General features: G+C 64.7%; 14 protein-coding genes. 5 read left to right on the top strand and 9 right to left on the bottom strand.

What is annotated here, in order from left to right; genetic code table 11:
• Window positions 1–31 precede the first annotated feature (31 nt).
• Window positions 32–985, top strand: a complete 954-nt coding sequence (locus ACFVU2_RS01600) for a sugar phosphate isomerase/epimerase family protein (RefSeq protein ID WP_387870159.1) — start codon at window positions 32–34, stop codon at window positions 983–985.
• On the opposite strand, the gene ACFVU2_RS01595 is transcribed toward ACFVU2_RS01600, so the two are convergent.
• On the bottom strand, window positions 976–2,004 hold the full coding sequence (locus tag ACFVU2_RS01595; RefSeq protein WP_387872378.1) for a LacI family DNA-binding transcriptional regulator: 1,029 nt from the start codon (window positions 2,002–2,004) through the stop codon (window positions 976–978). The genes ACFVU2_RS01600 and ACFVU2_RS01595 overlap by 10 nt on opposite strands.
• Before the next feature lie 144 nt (window positions 2,005–2,148).
• Between ACFVU2_RS01595 and ACFVU2_RS01590 the strand changes: the two genes are divergently transcribed.
• Complete coding sequence (locus tag ACFVU2_RS01590) at window positions 2,149–3,747, top strand: GMC oxidoreductase (protein ID WP_387870158.1); 1,599 nt, start codon at window positions 2,149–2,151, stop codon at window positions 3,745–3,747.
• A 73-nt stretch (window positions 3,748–3,820) separates the two neighbouring features.
• Complete coding sequence (locus tag ACFVU2_RS01585) at window positions 3,821–4,810, top strand: sugar phosphate isomerase/epimerase family protein (RefSeq protein ID WP_387870156.1); 990 nt, start codon at window positions 3,821–3,823, stop codon at window positions 4,808–4,810.
• Window positions 4,811–4,880: 70 nt separating this feature from the next.
• On the opposite strand, the gene ACFVU2_RS01580 is transcribed toward ACFVU2_RS01585, so the two are convergent.
• From ACFVU2_RS01580 to ACFVU2_RS01555, 6 genes are all read right to left on the bottom strand, one after another.
• Window positions 4,881–5,924 carry a GMC oxidoreductase gene (locus tag ACFVU2_RS01580; RefSeq protein ID WP_387870154.1) on the bottom strand — a complete coding sequence of 348 codons (1,044 nt, stop codon included), beginning with the start codon at window positions 5,922–5,924 and terminating at the stop codon, window positions 4,881–4,883.
• A gap of 469 nt (window positions 5,925–6,393) precedes the next feature.
• On the bottom strand, window positions 6,394–7,854 hold the full coding sequence (locus ACFVU2_RS01575) for a TIM barrel protein (protein ID WP_387870152.1): 1,461 nt from the start codon (window positions 7,852–7,854) through the stop codon (window positions 6,394–6,396).
• Window positions 7,855–7,912: 58 nt separating this feature from the next.
• Window positions 7,913–8,926, bottom strand: a complete 1,014-nt coding sequence (locus ACFVU2_RS01570; RefSeq protein ID WP_387870150.1) for a sugar phosphate isomerase/epimerase family protein — start codon at window positions 8,924–8,926, stop codon at window positions 7,913–7,915.
• Between the two features lie 27 nt (window positions 8,927–8,953).
• Window positions 8,954–9,895, bottom strand: coding sequence for a carbohydrate ABC transporter permease (locus tag ACFVU2_RS01565; RefSeq protein WP_387870149.1), 942 nt, complete (start codon window positions 9,893–9,895; stop codon window positions 8,954–8,956).
• Window positions 9,892–10,860, bottom strand: a complete 969-nt coding sequence (locus ACFVU2_RS01560) for a carbohydrate ABC transporter permease (RefSeq protein ID WP_387870147.1) — start codon at window positions 10,858–10,860, stop codon at window positions 9,892–9,894. Before ACFVU2_RS01560 ends, ACFVU2_RS01565 begins: the two co-directional genes overlap by 4 nt.
• Window positions 10,860–12,260: an ABC transporter substrate-binding protein gene (locus tag ACFVU2_RS01555; protein WP_387870146.1), complete on the bottom strand. Its 1,401-nt coding sequence runs from the start codon at window positions 12,258–12,260 to the stop codon at window positions 10,860–10,862. The genes ACFVU2_RS01560 and ACFVU2_RS01555 overlap by 1 nt, the downstream gene beginning before the upstream one ends.
• A gap of 510 nt (window positions 12,261–12,770) precedes the next feature.
• Here ACFVU2_RS01555 and ACFVU2_RS01550 point away from each other — a divergent pair.
• Window positions 12,771–14,723, top strand: coding sequence for a winged-helix domain-containing protein (locus tag ACFVU2_RS01550; protein ID WP_387870144.1), 1,953 nt, complete (start codon window positions 12,771–12,773; stop codon window positions 14,721–14,723).
• Window positions 14,724–14,757: 34 nt separating this feature from the next.
• Here ACFVU2_RS01550 and ACFVU2_RS01545 read toward each other — a convergent pair whose 3' ends face one another.
• Window positions 14,758–16,638 (bottom strand): hypothetical protein, encoded by a 1,881-nt coding sequence (locus tag ACFVU2_RS01545; protein ID WP_387870142.1) that lies wholly within the window; start codon window positions 16,636–16,638, stop codon window positions 14,758–14,760.
• Between the two features lie 17 nt (window positions 16,639–16,655).
• A complete protein-coding gene (locus ACFVU2_RS01540) occupies window positions 16,656–16,994 on the bottom strand; it encodes a hypothetical protein (protein WP_387870140.1) in 339 nt (112 codons plus the stop codon).
• Window positions 16,995–17,181: 187 nt separating this feature from the next.
• On the opposite strand from ACFVU2_RS01540, the gene ACFVU2_RS01535 reads away from it, so the two are divergent.
• Window positions 17,182–17,442, top strand: coding sequence for a DUF2188 domain-containing protein (locus ACFVU2_RS01535; RefSeq protein WP_387870139.1), 261 nt, complete (start codon window positions 17,182–17,184; stop codon window positions 17,440–17,442).
• Window positions 17,443–17,452 lie beyond the last annotated feature (10 nt).

The following is a 17,452-nucleotide window of genomic DNA, read 5'->3' as shown; positions in this document are numbered from 1 at the left end:
GGGTGCAGCAATCGAGCAAAGGAGCGAGAAAATGGCGGAGCGCCGGAGGATCAAGTTCGGAATCGACCTCATCACGTTGTACGACGCACAGACCTGGGGTCTTGACGACTACAACCGCTTCTACGATCGCAATTCCGTCTCTCCCGATGTCTTCTGGGACCGAGCGCTCGACATGGTCGCCGACGCGGGTCTCGACGGAATCGAGCTGACCTTCGGACCGGGGCACTGGCGCAACGCGCTCGCGCGCTACGGGTCGGCGTCGGGGTTCCGTTCGGCATTGGCCGAGCGGGGATTGGAAGTCTGCAGCGGGTTCTACGCCGGACTCGTGGTCGAGGGCGATTGGCGCGAACTGGAGCGCCGGAACGCTTTCCTCGCGGAGGTCGACGCGTACGCGGAGTTTCTCGGTCAGGCGGGGTGTGAAAACCTGATCGTGGGTCTGCCGCTGCGGACGACCTGGGATGCGACGCCGCCGCTGTTCGTGGATGCGGAGTACGCCATGGGGCTCGCCGCCCTGATCAACGAGATGGGCTACCTCGCTGCGAAACGGGGAGTGCGGCTCTCCATCCATCCCGAGACGCATGCGGTTCTCTGGTTCCGCCGCGACATCGACTTGTTCCTGTCGTTGACAGACCCTGTCTATGTCGGATTCTGCCCGGACACGGCACACATCACGACAGCGGGCAACAACCCATCGGAGATCGTGCGCCAGCACGCAGAGCGGATCACGATCACCCATTGGAAAGACGCCACCGGGCGCGTTCCTGTACAGATGGTGTTGGACGAGAACATGTTCAAGGCCCACCACCCCTACTTCGCCCGGGCGGGCGCGGGGATCGTCGACTGGCAGGAGTGGGCGCGCACCCTGCGCCACGTGGGATTCGAGGGCTGGGCGATCCTCGAACTCGACGCGGCCGCCGACCCGATCGGAGCGATCTCCGAAGCAACCGCCTTCGTCGAGTCGACGCTGCTCCCGATCTACTCCTGAGATTCCTGAGGTGCCGCCTCGGGCTCGTCTGCTCCGGCAACAGTGGAGCCGCGGACGACGAGCTCGAGGCCCAGCACCGTGTGGTCGGGCACTTCTTCGCCACGGAGGAGCTTCAGCAGTACTTCCATCGCGGTTGCGCCGATCTGCCACGACGGCAGGCCGATCGTGGTGAGCGACGGACGGAGAAAGCGGGAGACGGGGATGTCGTCGTACCCGACGATGGCGAGGTCTTGAGGGACGCGCAGCCCGAGATCATGCGCGGCGGCCATCGCGCCCACGGCGATTACATCGCTCGCCGCGATGATGGCTGTAGGGCGGTCGTCGCGATCGAGCAACGCGCGCCCGCCGGCGTAACCACCCTCGCTGGCGAACGGAGACTCGACGACGGGCATCTCGCCGGGATTCAGCCCCGCCTCGGCAAAGACCTGGCGTGCCCCGGCCAGCCGTCCTGCCGGGGCGGCTGTGCCTTGCGGGCCGGTGATGACCCCGATCGATCGATGACCCAGTTGCACGAGGTGCTCGGCGGCAAGTCGCCCGGCGGCGACATTGTCGATCTCCACTCCGGGGAGCTGCCCCCCGGCTTGCGGACCCGCCATCACCGTCTTGAGACGCAAGGCGCGGATCTGCTCCAGCGGGGGAGTGCTGTCGTAGCCGCCTCCTGCCATGATCAAGCCGTCGATCCGCTTCGTAGCCATCACGTTGAGGTAGTTCTCAAGCCGGTCCGGATGCCCGTCGATGCTGCTGAAGAGCACCGAGTATCCGTTTGCGACCGCGACATCCTCGACGCCGCGAAGCACGCCGGGGTGGTGCGGATTGGCGAGGTCGGGGACGATGATCCCGATGGTCCGGGTCGCATCCTTCAACAGGCTGCGCGCCAGGTCGTTCGGTGTGTAGCCCATTCGGCGCACTGTTTCGAGCACCCGGAGACGGGTCTCCTCTGCGACGGGGTAGCCGTTGTCGCTCACCACGCGGGAGACGGTCGCCGTCGACACTTTCGCTGCTTGCGCAACGTCTTTCACGGTGGGCGCCCGCCTCGGCTGTTCGTCGGCGACGTTAGTGGGTTCAGTCACGAGGCTCCTTCGTCTTCGGTGACAATCCTATCCATCGGGTAGTTAGTAATGCATTACTATGACACTGTCCGAGGCCGTGTCCGACGATCCAACGTGCCGGACGCGCATTGCCACCTACGCATTTCATTGGAGAGACGCTTGGCTGATCATGCATCCACCGAACCGCTGACGGATGAACCCGTCGCGGCCTATGACATCCTGATCGTCGGCAGCGGGCCGGCGGGATCCACCTACGCGCGAGAGCTGCGGGACGCGCTGCCGGAGGCGAGCATCCTCATGGTCGACAGCGGTCCGCGCCTCACTTCGCCGGCAGGAACGAACGTACGAAACCTCTCCGTCGAAGAGCGTGGAGTCGCGCAGCGTTTGTCGGAGGGGCCGACTCACGCCGCTCCTGACGGGCCTGTGGTCGCGCGGCCGGGGACTCATCTCGTCCGCGAGTTCACCGGATCCTCCCTACAGGAAGGAATGCCCGCCGCCGCGATGTCCACCAATGTCGGCGGGATGGGCGCGCACTGGACCTGCGCCTGCCCCCCGCCGAGCGGCTCGGAGAAGGTCGACTTCATTGACGACGCGACGCAGGAGAGGGCGTTCGACGAAGCCCGACGGCTGCTGCACGTCACGCAGGAGGGTTTTCCGGTCGCGCCGACGACCCAGGCTGTCCAAGCGGTTCTCTCCTCCCTGTACGACGGGGAGCGCGCGCCGGCCCTGCGCGTGCAGCCCATGCCGCTCGCTTGCGAACCGAGCGGCAGCGCCCTGCCCGTATGGAGCGGTGCCGGCACGATCCTCGGTGACCTTGCCGCGGACGCCTCCGGGTCGGGATTCGAACTCCGCGAACGCAGCACCTGCGTGCGCCTCCTGACCGACGGCGATGCCGTCGTCGGAGCGGAGATCCGCGACCTGGCCACGGGCGTCGTGTCCACCGTGCGAGCCACATGGGTCGTCGTCGCGGCGGATAGCCTTCGCACGCCGCAGCTGCTGTGGGCGTCAGGAATTCGGCCTACCGCTCTCGGTCACTACCTCAATGACCAGCCGCAGGTTGTCAGCGCAATCGAGCTCGAGGCCGACAAGGTAGACGTGCGGAACTCGGAGACGGCCGCCGGCGCGGACCTCGTGGATATCCGCGACCAGCTGACGGGCGTGCTCTGGATCCCGTTCGACGACGCGAGCCACCCGTTCCACGGCCAGATCATGCAGATGGAGGCGGCTCCGATCGCGGTGGAGGGCCTGGTCGACCCGGAGAACCGGCACCTTGTGACGTTCGGCTGGTTCCTGCCCAAGGAGCTCTCCTTCGACGATGCAGTGGAGTTCTCGAGCGACGAGGTCGACGCATTCGGCCTGCCCGCGATGGCGATCCGCTACTCCCTCACTGAGGAGGACGAGCGGAACGTCGCCGAGGCGATCGCCGACATCGATCGCGCCGTGGAGTCGCTCGGTCACTATGCCGAGGGTGGACATGCGCGTCTGCTCCCCGCGGGCAGCTCGCTGCACTACCAGGGCACGTACCGGATGGGCCCCATCGACGACGGATCCAGCGTGTGCGACCCGTGGTCCCGCGTGTGGGGGTACCGCAACCTCTATCTCGGCGGCAATGGGCTGATCCCGACCGCGACGGCCTGCAACCCCACGCTGACCAGCGTGAGCTTCGCCGTGCTGGGCGCGGAGAACCTGGTTCAGGCCGCGAAGAACGCCTGATCAACGATATAGTAAAGCATTACTATGCGGCAGGACACTGGGTCCGGCCGTCTACGCAGACAAAGGAGTGGACGTGGCAGAAAGCAAGACGACCGGAGCGGAGCAGCCCCGGTTGAGACTCGCGATGGACTTCATCACGATGTACAACACCGAGCTGTGGGGTCTCGACGACTATTCGAAGGTGTATTACCGCGACACGGTCTCCCCGGACGTGTTCTGGGACAAGTCGCTCGACATCCTCGAGCACGCTGGAATCGAAGGTGTCGAGATCACGGTCGGACTGAGCGACTGGCGCAACGCGCTGCAGCGCTACGGCACCGTCGACGGCTTCGTGAGCGCCCTCGGCAACCGCGGCCTCGAGCTCTGCAGCGGCTTCTACAACGGCCTGCTCTTCTCCGACCCGCGAAAGTGGGACCGCACCGACTGGATGCACCCCGAGCGCCAGGCCGTCATCCTGGACGAGATCGCCGACTATGCGGACTTCATCCGCGGTGCCGGCGCGAACGTCATGGTCGCGAGCCTGCCGACCCGTCCGCTTTGGAACGAGGGCGGCGGCTTCGTCGACCTCGACTACGCCAAGAAGCTCGCCGACTTCATCAACCAGATGGGGCTGACGACACGCCAGCACGGTGTGCGCCTCGCCCTGCACGCCGCCTCCGGCTCAGTGTTCTGGTTCCGCCGCGACATCGACCTCTTCCTCGAGCTCACCGACCCCGTGTTCATCGACTTCTGTCCAGACACCGCGCAGATCCTCGCCGGCGGAAGCGACCCGGTCGCCGTGCTGCGGGATCACTCCCAGCGGGTGACCATGACGCACTGGAAGGACGTGAGTGGTCCGGCGCGCGAGCAGATGCAGATGAACTCTCCGGCTCTGCACCAGGAGATGTACGTCCGCGTCGGCACCGGAGCGGTCGACTGGGCGGGCTGGGCCGGCGCGCTGCGCGATGTCGACTATTCCGGCTGGGCCATCATCGAGCTCGATGCGGCGAAGGATCCGGCCGGCGAGCTCCTCGCCGCCAAGGAGTACATGGAGGCGAACGCGCTGCCGCAGTACTACCGCTGAGACGATCGCACGTGAAACTGCCCCCGATCCGGAATCCGGATCGGGGGCAGTTTCATTGACGGCGGATGCCTCAGCTCGCGATCGCCTCACTGGTGAAGACCGACGCGATCTCGCGTCCGGTTCGTACCGCGAGCGCCACGGCGGTCGCCGTGGGGTTGCACGCGGTCTCGGTCGGGATGACCCCGTTGCCGGCGACGAAGACGTTCGCTGTCCCCCACACGCGGCCGTGCGTGTCGCTGACGGATCCGCCATCATCGGTCCGCCCCATGCGGACGGTGCCCTGGTAATGCATGGAGCTTCCCGCGGGCAGAAGCCGCGGGAGTGCACTGGGCTCGAACCATCCGAGCGCCAAGCCGAGTCTGGTGACGACATGCTTGGCGTTTTCCACGCGGCGGAGGTCTTCTTCGGAGAGGCCGTATGTGATGCGCATCGCGGGCATCCCATATCGGTCCGTCGCGGTCGAGGAGAACTCGACTCTATCCTCCGAGCGGATGTCCTTGGGAAGGAACCAGCTGAGGAGCAGCAACCGATCGGCGAGGTCACCCCCGACGGCGATCGGCGCCGCCTCGAGCTGGAGGATCTGACCGTGGAAGGGGTGCCGCTCGCGGTCGTAGGGGACCCAAGTAACCCCCGCGAATCGGTCCCGCACGTCAGCACTCATGTCGACCTCGGGGGCCTCGCCTTGGCCGAGGTAACGGACTCCACCCACGACTTGAGGCTGGTCGTTCAGGTTGTGCCCGAGCGCCGCGGGTCGGATGCCCGAAGCCCACAGCAGCTGCGGCGTGCGGAGCGTGTCGGCTGCGACGATCACCGCGTCCGCGTGGATACGCCGGGAGGTGCCCGACGTCAGGTCTACGACGTCCACACCGGTCGCCCGATCTCCGTCCATGACGACGCGTCGGCACAGGGTGTTCTCGAGCAGGGAGACGGATCCGGTGAGGAGGAGGCTTCCGAGAATCTGCGCCGGCCCTCCCCAGAACGCCTTCTTGCCCGACACCCGACTCGCGGCGAGCGGCATGGCGCCGATGGGGCGGGAGAGGGTCCCGAGGGTCTCGGTCGCGAGCTGTCGGACGCGCTCGACGTCGGGAGTCGGGTCGAAGACGGTCGTGGACACACCCAGCAATTCCTGAGCACGATGAAAGGCGTTACGGAATTCGACCTCGTCGATCTCCGCGATGACCTCATCGTCCGTGGGCTCCGGGCAGGCGCAGGTCCAGTGGGATCCCATCCCGCCGACATTGCTCGACATCGCCGCCGCGGGCATCCCGTCTTGAGGGTCGGCCCCCTCGGCAGGCTCGCCCGCAAGGAATGTGCCCGGACGCCCGACGATCCTGCCGTCGGCGATGCCGGACCGCGAGGTGGCGGGCACCGGCGCTGGGCCTTCTGAAGCCCTTTGTGCTGTCTCACGTTCTGCTGGCCCCATGTTCAGCACATTCGTGCCCGGGGTCTCGGCGATCCGTGGCCCCGCTTCCACGATCACGATGGACGCGTCCGGAAGAAGGCCGCGGAGCTCGGCGGCGGCCGCACTACCTGCCGGTCCGCTGCCGACGATCACGATGTCTGCGTGTTCGATCGTCATCGGTTCAGGCCTCCGATCCGGCGAGCGCCGGGCTCTGGGCCAGCTCTCCCCAGACGCGGTGCTGCTCGGCAACAGCAGCCAGGTCGTTCGGAGGCCAGCTCTCGCTCTCGAGCCACTGCCAGCCCTCGTACTCGCTGCAGACGAACCCGCGGTAGCCGACAGACCGAAGGGTGTCGAAGATGTCGCGGTTCGGCACGCTGAGGTCTCCCTGACCGGCAGGATCGTTCGCGAACACCTTGCCGTGCACGTGGAAGATCAGATCGCCGAGCTCGGCCCACCGCTCGGGCTGCTGGTACCCGAACCAGTGGAAGGCTCGGTAGGCGAAGGCAGCGGCCTCGTCCCCACCCTGCGGGTGCGCCTGAGCAGCGCTCTCGATCGCAGTGCGCTCAGCGACCTGGTCGCGACCTTCGGCGCGCGCCGTCGCCCAGGCGTCCGCCACGAACTGGATGATCGTTTCGTTGATTCCCTTGCGCCGGTATGCCTCGAGGAAGGCCTCGGGGATGCCCGAGACGGAGGCACCGGTGTCGGGCACGAATCCGAGCCAACCCTCGCCGGACGCGGTGAACACGTCGATCAGCGTTCGGATCGTCGGGTCGTCGACGCTCTGCGGCGCGTGGATCTCGACTCCGATGCGAACGCCGTGCTTCTTGGCGATCGGGATCAGTGCCAGGAAGACTTCGGGCTCGACGGTGTACTGGGCCTTCAGCAGCGGAGCGCCGAGAGCGGCGGTCGCCTCGACCTGGCGGGACAGCATCTCGACAGTCTCCGCGAAATCGAGCGGACGGTCGGTCCGCACGCCGATGTCGGCGAAGCCGTCCACGGCGACGAGTTCGAGCGCGTTCTCCGCGAGAGCGTCGCGGAACATCGCGATCTCCTCCGATGCGATGTCGGGGAAGTTCCGGAAGGTCTGGTGGCCGACGACCTCCACCCCCGGACCGATTCCGTGGGCCTTGATCTGGCGCAGCAGCTCGGACAGCGACATGCCGGCCTGGAGTTCGGGGGAGTAGCTGTACAGGCTGGTCCCGAGTCGAATGTCGGACTCGACGACCGCACCCGCATCGCGCGCTTCGACGGAGCGGCCCCACATGATCTTCTCCGCGTCGCAGATGTCACCCGGCTTCTCCCAGAAGATGTACGGAGGCATCCGCATCCCGATGACGAGCCGCACCGAACGCAGGCCCTCGAAGCGTGAGCCGCCGCTCGCCACTCGCAGCAGGCCGGTGTCGCCTACGAACCACTGCACGTCGTGGCGCGACGGCATGTCCGCGACGCGGTACTCCTCGCCCCCGACGACGAGGACGGCGGCGGTCAGGTCGAGGTCGGTGCCGTCGATCTCGAGGTGCTGGAACACGACGCACGAGAGCGGGACGGAGCGGTAGGTCGGGAGCCGGACCGCGATCTCGACACCCTCTGAGGAGGTGTCGAACCAGGTGTCGGCCAGAGTTATGTCACGAAAATTCGTCACGAGAAGAAGGTTCCTTTCGAGGGGGTGAGTAGCGACGAGCCGACGTGCGTCGGCCCGATCACCAGAGAGGACGCAGCTCGGTGTCCACGAAACTGCGTGCGTCGCGCAGCGCTTTTCCGGGATCCGGGGCGGCGTCGAGTTCGAGGATCGCCCAGCCCGAGTAGTCCGCCGCGCGAAGCGCACGCGTCCATCCGGACCAGTCGATGCGCCCGTCGCCGACGTTCGCGAAGAACGGGTGATGAGACGGCGAGATCTCGTCGTCGATCTCGACGTGGGGGGAGACCGGGCCGAGTGCGTCCTTCCAATGGGAGATCACAACGCGTTCGGCGTTGTCCTCGAAGACGGCGATCGGGTCGCCTCCGCCGAGGGTGATGTGCGCGGTGTCCGGGCAGAACCCGACGTAGACAGGATCGGTGAGGTCCAGAAGGAACCGGATATCGCGGCGGAACCAGAAGATCGCGTGGGCTTCAGGATGGATCGCGAGCCTCACCCCGCGCGTTCGTGCGACGTAGCCCATCCGGTTGACCAACGATGCGAACCGCTGGAGGTAGTCGCCGTCGACGAACTGCGGGTCTGCCACGTTCCACGTCCGCCTCATCGGAGTGGCCATGACCATGATCTCCGAGCCGGCGGCGCGCAGGAAGTCCGCGTACGCAGCAACCTCCTCGAGGATGTCTTTCTGGCGGTCCGGGCGCTCCCATGCATCAGAGTCGCGGGAACCGTCGGAGTCCAGAAGGAGCCCCGCGAAGAAGCCGCTGCAGAGTTCGAGTCCGCGATCGCCCAGAGCCGAGGCGAACCGATCCGGAGTCCCATAGCGCTCGAGAGCGGTGGTGTAGTGCGAGAAGCCTCCGGCGATCTCGACACCCTCGATTCCTGATTCGCCGATGATGTCGAGGACGCGGTCCCAGAAGACGTCGGGCGAGACCGCTCCAGGCACGGTGAGGTCGCGGAAGTGCTCGTAACCCCAGAAGGGCCCGTTGAAGAACGTGATCATGTCCATCCCGAGACGCGGGAAGGACGGCGCGGATGCGCGGTCGTCGACGTTCGAGGAGACCTCGATCGTTGAACTCATGTGTAGCTCCTTCGGTTCGGTGGTTCGTCAGCCCTTGGTTGCGCCGGCCGTCATTCCGCGTGAGTAGTACCTCTGGAGGAAGAGGAAGACGGCGAGTGGAATCACAAGCGAGATGAGCGCTGCTGCGGCCGTGGTCGTGGTGGTGTCCGAGGTTTCGCTGTTCGCCAATGCAGCGATGAGCACCGTTGTGGGCGCATTCTGTCCTCCGCCGAGGAAGACCAGTGGCGCGAGGAGGTCGTTCCACGCCGTGATGAACTGCATGATGAGCACTGAGGCCAGCGCAGGCAGCGAGATCGGCAGGATCACACGGATGAAGGTCGTGAGCATCGACGCGCCGTCGATCAGGGCGGCTTCGTGGAGCGAGGACGGGATCGAGTCAAAGTAGGTCCGGAGCACCAGAAGTCCCAACGGCAACCCGAATCCGGCTTGGAAGATCCACACTGATGCGAACTGGCCCGACAACCCGATCGAGGTGAAGAGCGAGAACAGCGGCGCGAGCGCGACCTGTGCGGGCATGGCGAGCATGCCGACGATGAGCAGGAAGATCGCGTTCTTCCCACGGAAGTTCATCGTCGAGAAGGCGTAGGCGGTGACCGCGGAGATCGCGACCAGGATGACGTTCGTCGGGATGGTGATGAGGAAACTGTTGAGGGTTCCTCGCGCCATCTGACCCTCGACGAGCGCCTTCCGGTAGGCCTCTGTCGTCAGGCCCGCGTCGTTGAGGAACGTCCACCAGCCTCCCACCGCGGAGGCGGCGCCGGTGCGGAACGAGCTGACCAGTAGGCCGATGATCGGTAGCACCCACACCGCCACGATGATCAGGACAGCGATGTGGACACCGAACCGCGCGAGGAATCCGCCGGCCGTTCGGCGCGGTCGTCTGCGCTTCCGGGCCGTTGTCGCAGAATTCCGCCGGGGGGACGTGGGCCGAGACGATGGCTCGGCCGTGTCGATCTGGATGGTGCTCATGCGCCGACATCCTTTCGAACGTTTCGCACGTTGAACCAGATGATGGGGAGGGCGATGAGCAGCAGCACGATCGCAAGAGCACTGCCCTTCCCGAGGTCTTGGTTCACGAACAGTTGGTTGTAAATGTCCATCGCCAGGACGGACGTGCCGTAGTTGCCCTGGGTGAGCACATAGACGATGTCGAAGACCTTCAGCGCCCAGACGACGAGGACGGTCACGACGATGCCCATCGTGGGAACGATCTGCGGGAACGTGATGTGACGGAACAGCTGCCATTCCGAGACGCCGTCGATGCGCGCGGCTTCGACGACCTCCTCCGGGATCGCCTTGACCGCGGAGGTCAGGAGAAGGCATGCGTAGCCCAGCCATGCCCAGACTCCGATGAACATCAGGGCTGCGTTGTTGAAGGGAGGCTGCAGTGTCCAGGCGACGGGAGCAGCCCCGGTGATCGACGTCCAGATCGCATTGAGCAGCCCGGTCTGAGTCTGTCCAGCCGAATCGAAGCGGTAGACCGAGGCCCACACAATGGTGGCGGCCGTCATCGAGATCGCGGTCGGGGCGATGATGCACATCCGGGCGATCTTCTGGTACTTGACTCGATCGGAGAGAACGGAGAACACCAGGCCAAGGATGAGCACGACCACCGGAACGATCGCGACCCAGATGAGCGAGTTGACCACCGACTTTATCTGAGACGAGTCCGTGAAGATCGCGATGTAGTTCCCCAGCCCGAACCCGGACGAGTCCTGGAAGCTGCTCCAGAGCGTGCTCAGCAATGGATAGATGAGGACGACGCCTGCCAGCACCAGGCCCGGGAGGAGCCAGAGAAGCGCTCGTACGCGATTCGACGCCTTGCGGCTCCGCCCGGCGACCCGGGCCACTGACTCCGAAACACGGAGGTAGGCCCAGATCGCCAGGGGGAGACCCACGGTGACGGCGATCGCTACCGTGATACCGCTGAGCATTACTTGCCGCCCGACGCCTTGTACGTCGCGTACGCCTTGTCGACCTTGGCCAGCTGCTCGTGGAGCTGGCTGGGGTCTGCGACGCTGCCCATGATCGCCGAGAGGAGGGTGGTGCGAACAGGAACCGGCTGGATCCCGTACGGGCCGAGTCGCACATCCGAGTCACGCATGTCCTTGGCGATCCCACGGATGAGGTCGTTCGGGTACACCTGCAGGTCGACGTTCTGGTTGGCCATCACGTAGGCCCCGGTGGAGGCGGTGAGCGACTGGAAGCCCGTCGAGGCCCAGTACTTCAGGAACGCCTTGGTCTGGGGCGAGTTGCTGAAGGCGAACGTCTCCCAGCCCCACGTGTAGAAGATCGGTGTCTGCGAGGACTTCTCGGGCTTCAGCGGGAAGTAGTCGAAGTCGGTTCCCGGCTTCAGATCCGGATAGGCGGCCGTGATCAGCCCGGGAACGAACGATCCCCAGTGCGTGACTTGGCACTTCTGGGGCGACGTGAACATGTTGAGCGGCGAATCCTTGATGGGAGATGTGAGCGCACCCTGGGCGCCGCCGTACACCAGTCCGTCCCCGAACTGCGCGACGTAGTCGCGGTAGATCTTCTCGACGTCCGGCGATGTGTACTTGATCGCACCGGTTGCGAGCTTCTGGAGGAAGTCGGCGCCCTTTTCCTGCGCGATGATGTTGTCCAGCTGGACGGTCGCGTTCACCGCCGACGCGGGGCCCTGCTCGAGGTTCGTGCAGAACGGTGCTGTTGCGCCCTTCTTCACCTCGCCCTCGGCCCACTTCACCAGGTCGGAGTAGCTCACGTTCTCGGTGGGGCCTGTGTAGGTCTTCTTGTTGTACCAGACCTCGATGCCCTGGGAGGCGCCCGGGATGCCGTAGATGTGACCATCGATCGTCAAAGCGTCTGCCTGGCCTTCACCGAACGACTTGACGAACTCGTCCTTCGGGATGATGCCGTCGATCGGCTTCAGCTTTCCCGACGCGAAGTAGCCGTGAACGGCGCCTGCCCCGGTGTCGAGCGCGACGTCGGGCGGGTTGCCGGCCGAGAGGCGCGTCTGGACGACCTGTCCGATGTTGGCGACGGACTCCACGTTCACGGTGATGCCCGTGGCATCCGTGAAGGGCTGCAGGAGGGCCTTGAGGCGGTCGTTCTCGGCGCCCCCGGTACCCCAGACGAAGTCGACCGATCCGCCGAGGTCCGTCTTGCCGCCGGTGGCATCGAGGGCCGCCTTCTTCGCTCCGTCGTAGAGAGCCGAGTTGAAGGAGAACGAACCGACGGTTGTCGCGTCGCCGCTCGCAGCCGAGGTCGGCTTCGAGCCGGTCGATGCGGGCTGCGCGCCTTGGGTTCCGCACGCTGCGAGGGAGAGGGTGACGGCACTTGCCAGGGCAAGCACCGCGACCCGGCGGCGGTTCCGCCGGGACCTGGGCAAAGAATTCATCATTGAAGCTCCGTTCCGCTGTTTCGCGCACGATCCGGCAGCCTTTGTCGAATCGGGGGTTCCTCTGCGGCCGGCTGTGGAGCGTATGCGCCGGTCGAGGATCAGTGCGCGATTTCCACATAGTAAAGCATTACTATGGAGCTAGCAACCAAACAAATTTCGGACCCACAGATGGCGAGATCCCGTCCGCCAACGGGTGCTTCCTTACACCGACGGGGAGTGCGAAGCGTCGACGACTAATCGGTTGCCGCGCCTCGATGGAGGCGACGAGCGCCCCTCGAATGGACAGACGAGCCTGCTCTGTTCTTCCACGTCGTAGGCAGCCGATAAGGTTGACGCGCTCAGACCCGAAAGGAACCCGGACCCATCGAAGCGTCGGCCAACACTCTGCTCGGATACGCCGTCCTCCGCGCAAACTACAACTCGAACGCGACTGCATATCTCGACAGCTTTCGACCTTTCGTCTTGTCAGTTCTCGCCGAATCTTCGAGCCCGTATCTTGAGCGAAACGTCATCGCCGACACGATTCATTCGCGCTTCGGGATCGAGATACCCGCGCTCGTCGTCAGGAGACTTCTTCGTGGTTTAGGCCGTGCGGGGTTCACGGAGAGCATTGGTGAGAACGCAGTCGCGATCACTGCGAAGGGGCAGGAAGAAGCACCAGCTCTGCAGCAGGAAGTGACGCAGTACCAGCGTCGGCAATCCGACCTTATCTCGGCGTTCGGCTCATTCGTTCACGAGCGATTTCCAGATCGCGTTGACGTGCTTACCGACGACCCAGGTGGCCTGCTTGCCAGCTATTTCGAACGACATGCCGCGCCGCTGCTCAATCAGAGCATCCGGGGTAGCCGCAAGCCGAGCGAGCCAACCCCCGGTGCTGATTTTCTGGTGGCGTCCTTCGTCACCCATCTGGCGGAGCACGATCAAGTTCGCTTCGGATATGTCGTGGAGGCGGCCAAGGGCGCCATGCTTGCAGCGGTCCTCCTCCTGGACACCTCGGGTCTCAAAGAATCGCTTGCTGATCTTTATCTCGTCATCGATACGCCGGTACTCATGGATGTGCTGGGGTTCCACGGAGACGTAGCGCAAGCTGCGGCGAGACAGTTGGTCTCGCTGGCTTGTGCCCAGTCCGCAAAGCTCGTGACTTTCGATCACAGTGTCAGCGAGTTGGAAGGAATCTTGGAGCACGTCACTCAGGCACTCCGCAAGGGGAATCGGAGCCGTTCGACGTCGACTGGGTTCCTGCATTTCTCGGATATCGGCGCATCGCCGGCGGATATCGCGCTTCTCCTGTCACAAGTCCACCGTCTGCTCGCCGATGAGCAGATCGAGGTCATCAGCCGACCCGATGGCTACTACCAATACGGATTGGACGAGTCCAAACTCGAAGACTTGATCCAGTCGAAAGTTCACTACTTCCAGGACGCTGCGCGTGTCAACGATGTGATGTCCCTTTCATCAACTCACCGATTGCGGCGAGGACGCACGACGAAGACCCTCGAGCATTGTCGCGCCGTTCTGGTGACTTCCAACGCGAATCTGGTCATGGGAGCCGTCGAGTTCGACGAACGCGGCGGAGGGTTTCCGCTCGCGATCACGACCGATGCGCTGGCAGGCATCCTGTGGGTTCGAAGTCCAGCGTCAGGGCCCGATACTCCCCGTGAGATGCTGCTGGCCTCTGCCTACGCGGGTATGCAGCCGAGTCCCAGCACCTGGTCACGTTACCTGGATGAGGTCGAACGACTCGAGTCGACCAACACGGTGAGCGCTGACGAGGCCGTGATTCTTCGGACGAGCAGGATCAGCCGCGAGTCCCTGATGCAGGAGACACTCGGCCAGAGCGAGGCCGTCAACGCGGAATCGCCGATCAACGCTCTCAACCGGGTCAGAAGCGAGGCCACGGCGCCACTCGAAGACCAGGTGCGTGAGCTGACGGATCAGGCCGCCGAAGCGGCTGCTGCTGTTGAGACGGCGACAGGCGAACGTGCCCGCCAGGAAATGGCGCGGGAGCAGGCGGAGAGCCAACTGGCGGACGCATCTCAGGCTAATCATCGCCTGGAGGCGGAGCTGGCGCGGCACGCAGTGAGTGAGGCGGCAAAGCGCGAGAACATCCGCAAGCGCGCAAAGCAGGTCGCGCGCGGATGGAGAAATGGAGCCATCTGGACTGTCCGGGTTGTCGCTCTGGTCGTGATCGCGTGGGCGGTCTGGGTCTTTGTGACAAGACCCGACCCGGCTGATCGTCTGGGAGTGATCATCGTCGGCCTGGTGGGATTCGCTGGCTTGGTCCTCGCTCTAGTTCCGCCCCTCGGGAGGATCCTCGATCCGATTGAGAATTGGCTGGCCGAGCGAGGCGAACGCAAACGGTTGATGGACGCGGGCTACGCAGTCGAGCGGGTCTCGAGCATGGTGGTGGACTGAGCGCCGCGACTCTCCTAACGTCCCGAGTCAATCTCTAGTTGTGAGCTCTGAGTACCTCGTCGAGCGGCTGGGGGAGGACCCGGAAGTTGGTGTAGCGCAGGCGCCCGAAACGCGATGGCTGGTATGTCGCGAGGATTGTGATCCGCGCCGACCCGGGGTGCCACACCTCGAGGAAGACCGAGTCCTCAACGCCGCCGTTCGAAGAGCCGCCGCAGACCACGACGGCGGTGTCAATGAAATCCCTCCGAGCTTCGATTGCGTCAAGGAGCCGAATTCGGAGGACACCCGTTTCTCCTCCCGCAATCGGTTGAAGGAGGTCCAGTTCGGCTCGATCGGTGAAGCTGCACAGCGCTACCGGCCGTACCCTTGGGCTTTCACGGTTCGTCTTCGCGAGGCGCAGACTCGACGCCAACGCGGCGGCGGCCAGCACGGCGAGTGCCTTGTCGCCGTCGAGTATGTCGCGGAGTCCGACCGCGAGAAGCCTGCCGAACCGGCGCCCGACCGCGCCTACAGGGATTGATGTCGTGCTCACGGACACCGGTGTCCGGGGCGCGACCCGGCTGCTGATCAGCTCGGAGGCTGACACGGTGAAGAGCGGCGTGTCGGCCGAGGAATCAGCATCGCCGCGCACGGGGACAGCGCCGCGTCGTGGCCGAAGGAGCTCCGTCGTCCGCTCGATCCTCACCGGGAGGTCGATGCCGACGCGGGCGCCAGACGGCTGCCTTCGGGCGATCGCTGTGGCGATTCTCGACGCGTGGTGCGGAAGCCACAGGTCGACGGCCGCTGACAGGACACTGCTCCGGGAGTGAAGCTCATCGAGCGCTTCGAGTGCGCTCACAAGCTCGGCATTCTCGGACTCCGACGAATCGCCGTGCTCGCGAAAGGCTAGACCTCTCAGCATCGATTGGCCAAGCAGGAGAAGCAACCGCGTGCGCACGAGTGAGTCACTGGACGCGCGTGCGTCGGACTCGCTATCTCGGGTTGAGTCCGAGGTCGCGTCTTCGATGCGTCGCAAGATGGCGAGGTTTCTGCTCGCTGTCACGCACGCCTCGACTCGGTCTGCCATCGAGGTGCCCTCGACGGGGGCGCTGACCATCAGGGTCAGCATCGCTGCAGCGTCACACATCACTTCTCGAGCGAGTTCGCCCGAGGTATCGCTGAGCAGATGATCCATCACCTTCTCGATGGACCAGTAACAATGCAGATCGCCGCGAGCGATCTGGTCAGTAGTACGTTGCCGGACCTCGGCCGAGAATCCATCGAGTCCCCCCTCGAGAAGCTCAGCACCGTCGTCGGGAAGACGTTCGAGCCAATCGAGGTTTCCCGAGGACAACTGCCCCTCCAGCCGCTCGCGATAGGGGTCCATGGCGGAGGCCCACCATTCCCAGAAATCGTCGACCGGAAGCTTTATCAAGGCCTTACCTGCTTCGTCGTCGCAATGGGCGAGCTCATGGGCGAAGGCGAAAAGTAGCTGCATCAGGGCGGCCCGATCGAACCAGCGATCTTCTCGTTCGCTGGTGTCCGGCAACGCCGCGCGCCCATTCGTTCCCACCTCCGCAGCGTAGAAGGCTTCGACAGGACGTCCCCTAGAGGCGAATCGGTTGGCGAACAGGGCAGCGATCCCAAACTGCAGCTGGCGGACGTTGAGCGGACTGAGCGTCAGCCTGGTGAGGCGATCCATGACCTGCATCAAGGAGAGATCGAGGATGACCGCATGACCGCCAGAGAGAGTCGCGCGCGAAACCTCGTACATCACAGAGCGAACGGCGTGCACCTGCACGGTGGAGGCCCCATCAGAAAGCGTCAGTGCTTCGGCGATGCTCGCAAACCGCGCCTGGTAGTCTCCGTCCTCGCGGGAACCCCAGACTGAGGGCCGCGTGGCTTCGATGTATGCCGAGAGCCAGTCCTCATCCACGCGCGCTTCCCCTCGCTCTATTTCTTCTTCTTCTTTTGCTTCTTCTTGTCGGTGGAAGCGAGTCGCAGGCTGGCGGCGACACGTTCGACCTCGGCGACCGAGTTCGCCGTGATCGTGACCCCGTCGAAGGTGACGCTGGTTGATTTGCGGGCGCGCGCGCGAGCTGTGAGCCAATGACCCAGGACCTCAATCGCCTGCGACGTGAGCAAGATGACGATCAGCGCTGCAGTGTCACCGTCCAGCGACCGGACATCCACCTCAGGAGATACGGAGAGATGACGCGTTTGGAGGTCATCAATCACCACCTCGAGATCGGCTGCATCGGGTGCGGGAACAGATACGACCACATGCGTCATGAGCACATAATGCCAGGGTTGGTCACTGTGTGTGGTGCCCGAGAGCGCCAGCGATCACGCCGAGCCTCGGGAGCCTGAGCAACCGGACAGCGTGGGACCAAACTCCCGCCGGGGCGTTCAGGTTATCCACTCGTTCTAAGGAAGACACAGTGGCAACTGATTACAGCGTATACAGAGACGCAAATGGGTGGGGGCCAGCAAGCCGAATGACTCTTCGCGCGCTTCGGTGCGAGCGGACACTCAGGCTGACGCTTACCGTCAGACGCGCGACATCATGGCGCGCAACGGCGGCGGCGAGCTCAGCGTCCAGGGGTCAACGGGCAGGTCCACGACAAGAATACGATTGCACCCGCCCATGACCCGCGTCAAACGAAGGGCTAGATCAAGGCATCTGTCCCAACCCTCACCTGTCCTTACTGACGACACACCTTCGTGGGTGTTCGCGTGACCCGGCATGG

Origin of the sequence: Leifsonia sp. NPDC058194 (genome assembly GCF_042883605.1) — a bacterium.
In the GTDB taxonomy this organism is placed as follows: Bacteria; Actinomycetota; Actinomycetes; order Actinomycetales; family Microbacteriaceae; genus Leifsonia.
Note: the sequence above shows the minus strand (reverse complement) of the source record. Positions and strands in the feature narration are given on the sequence as shown.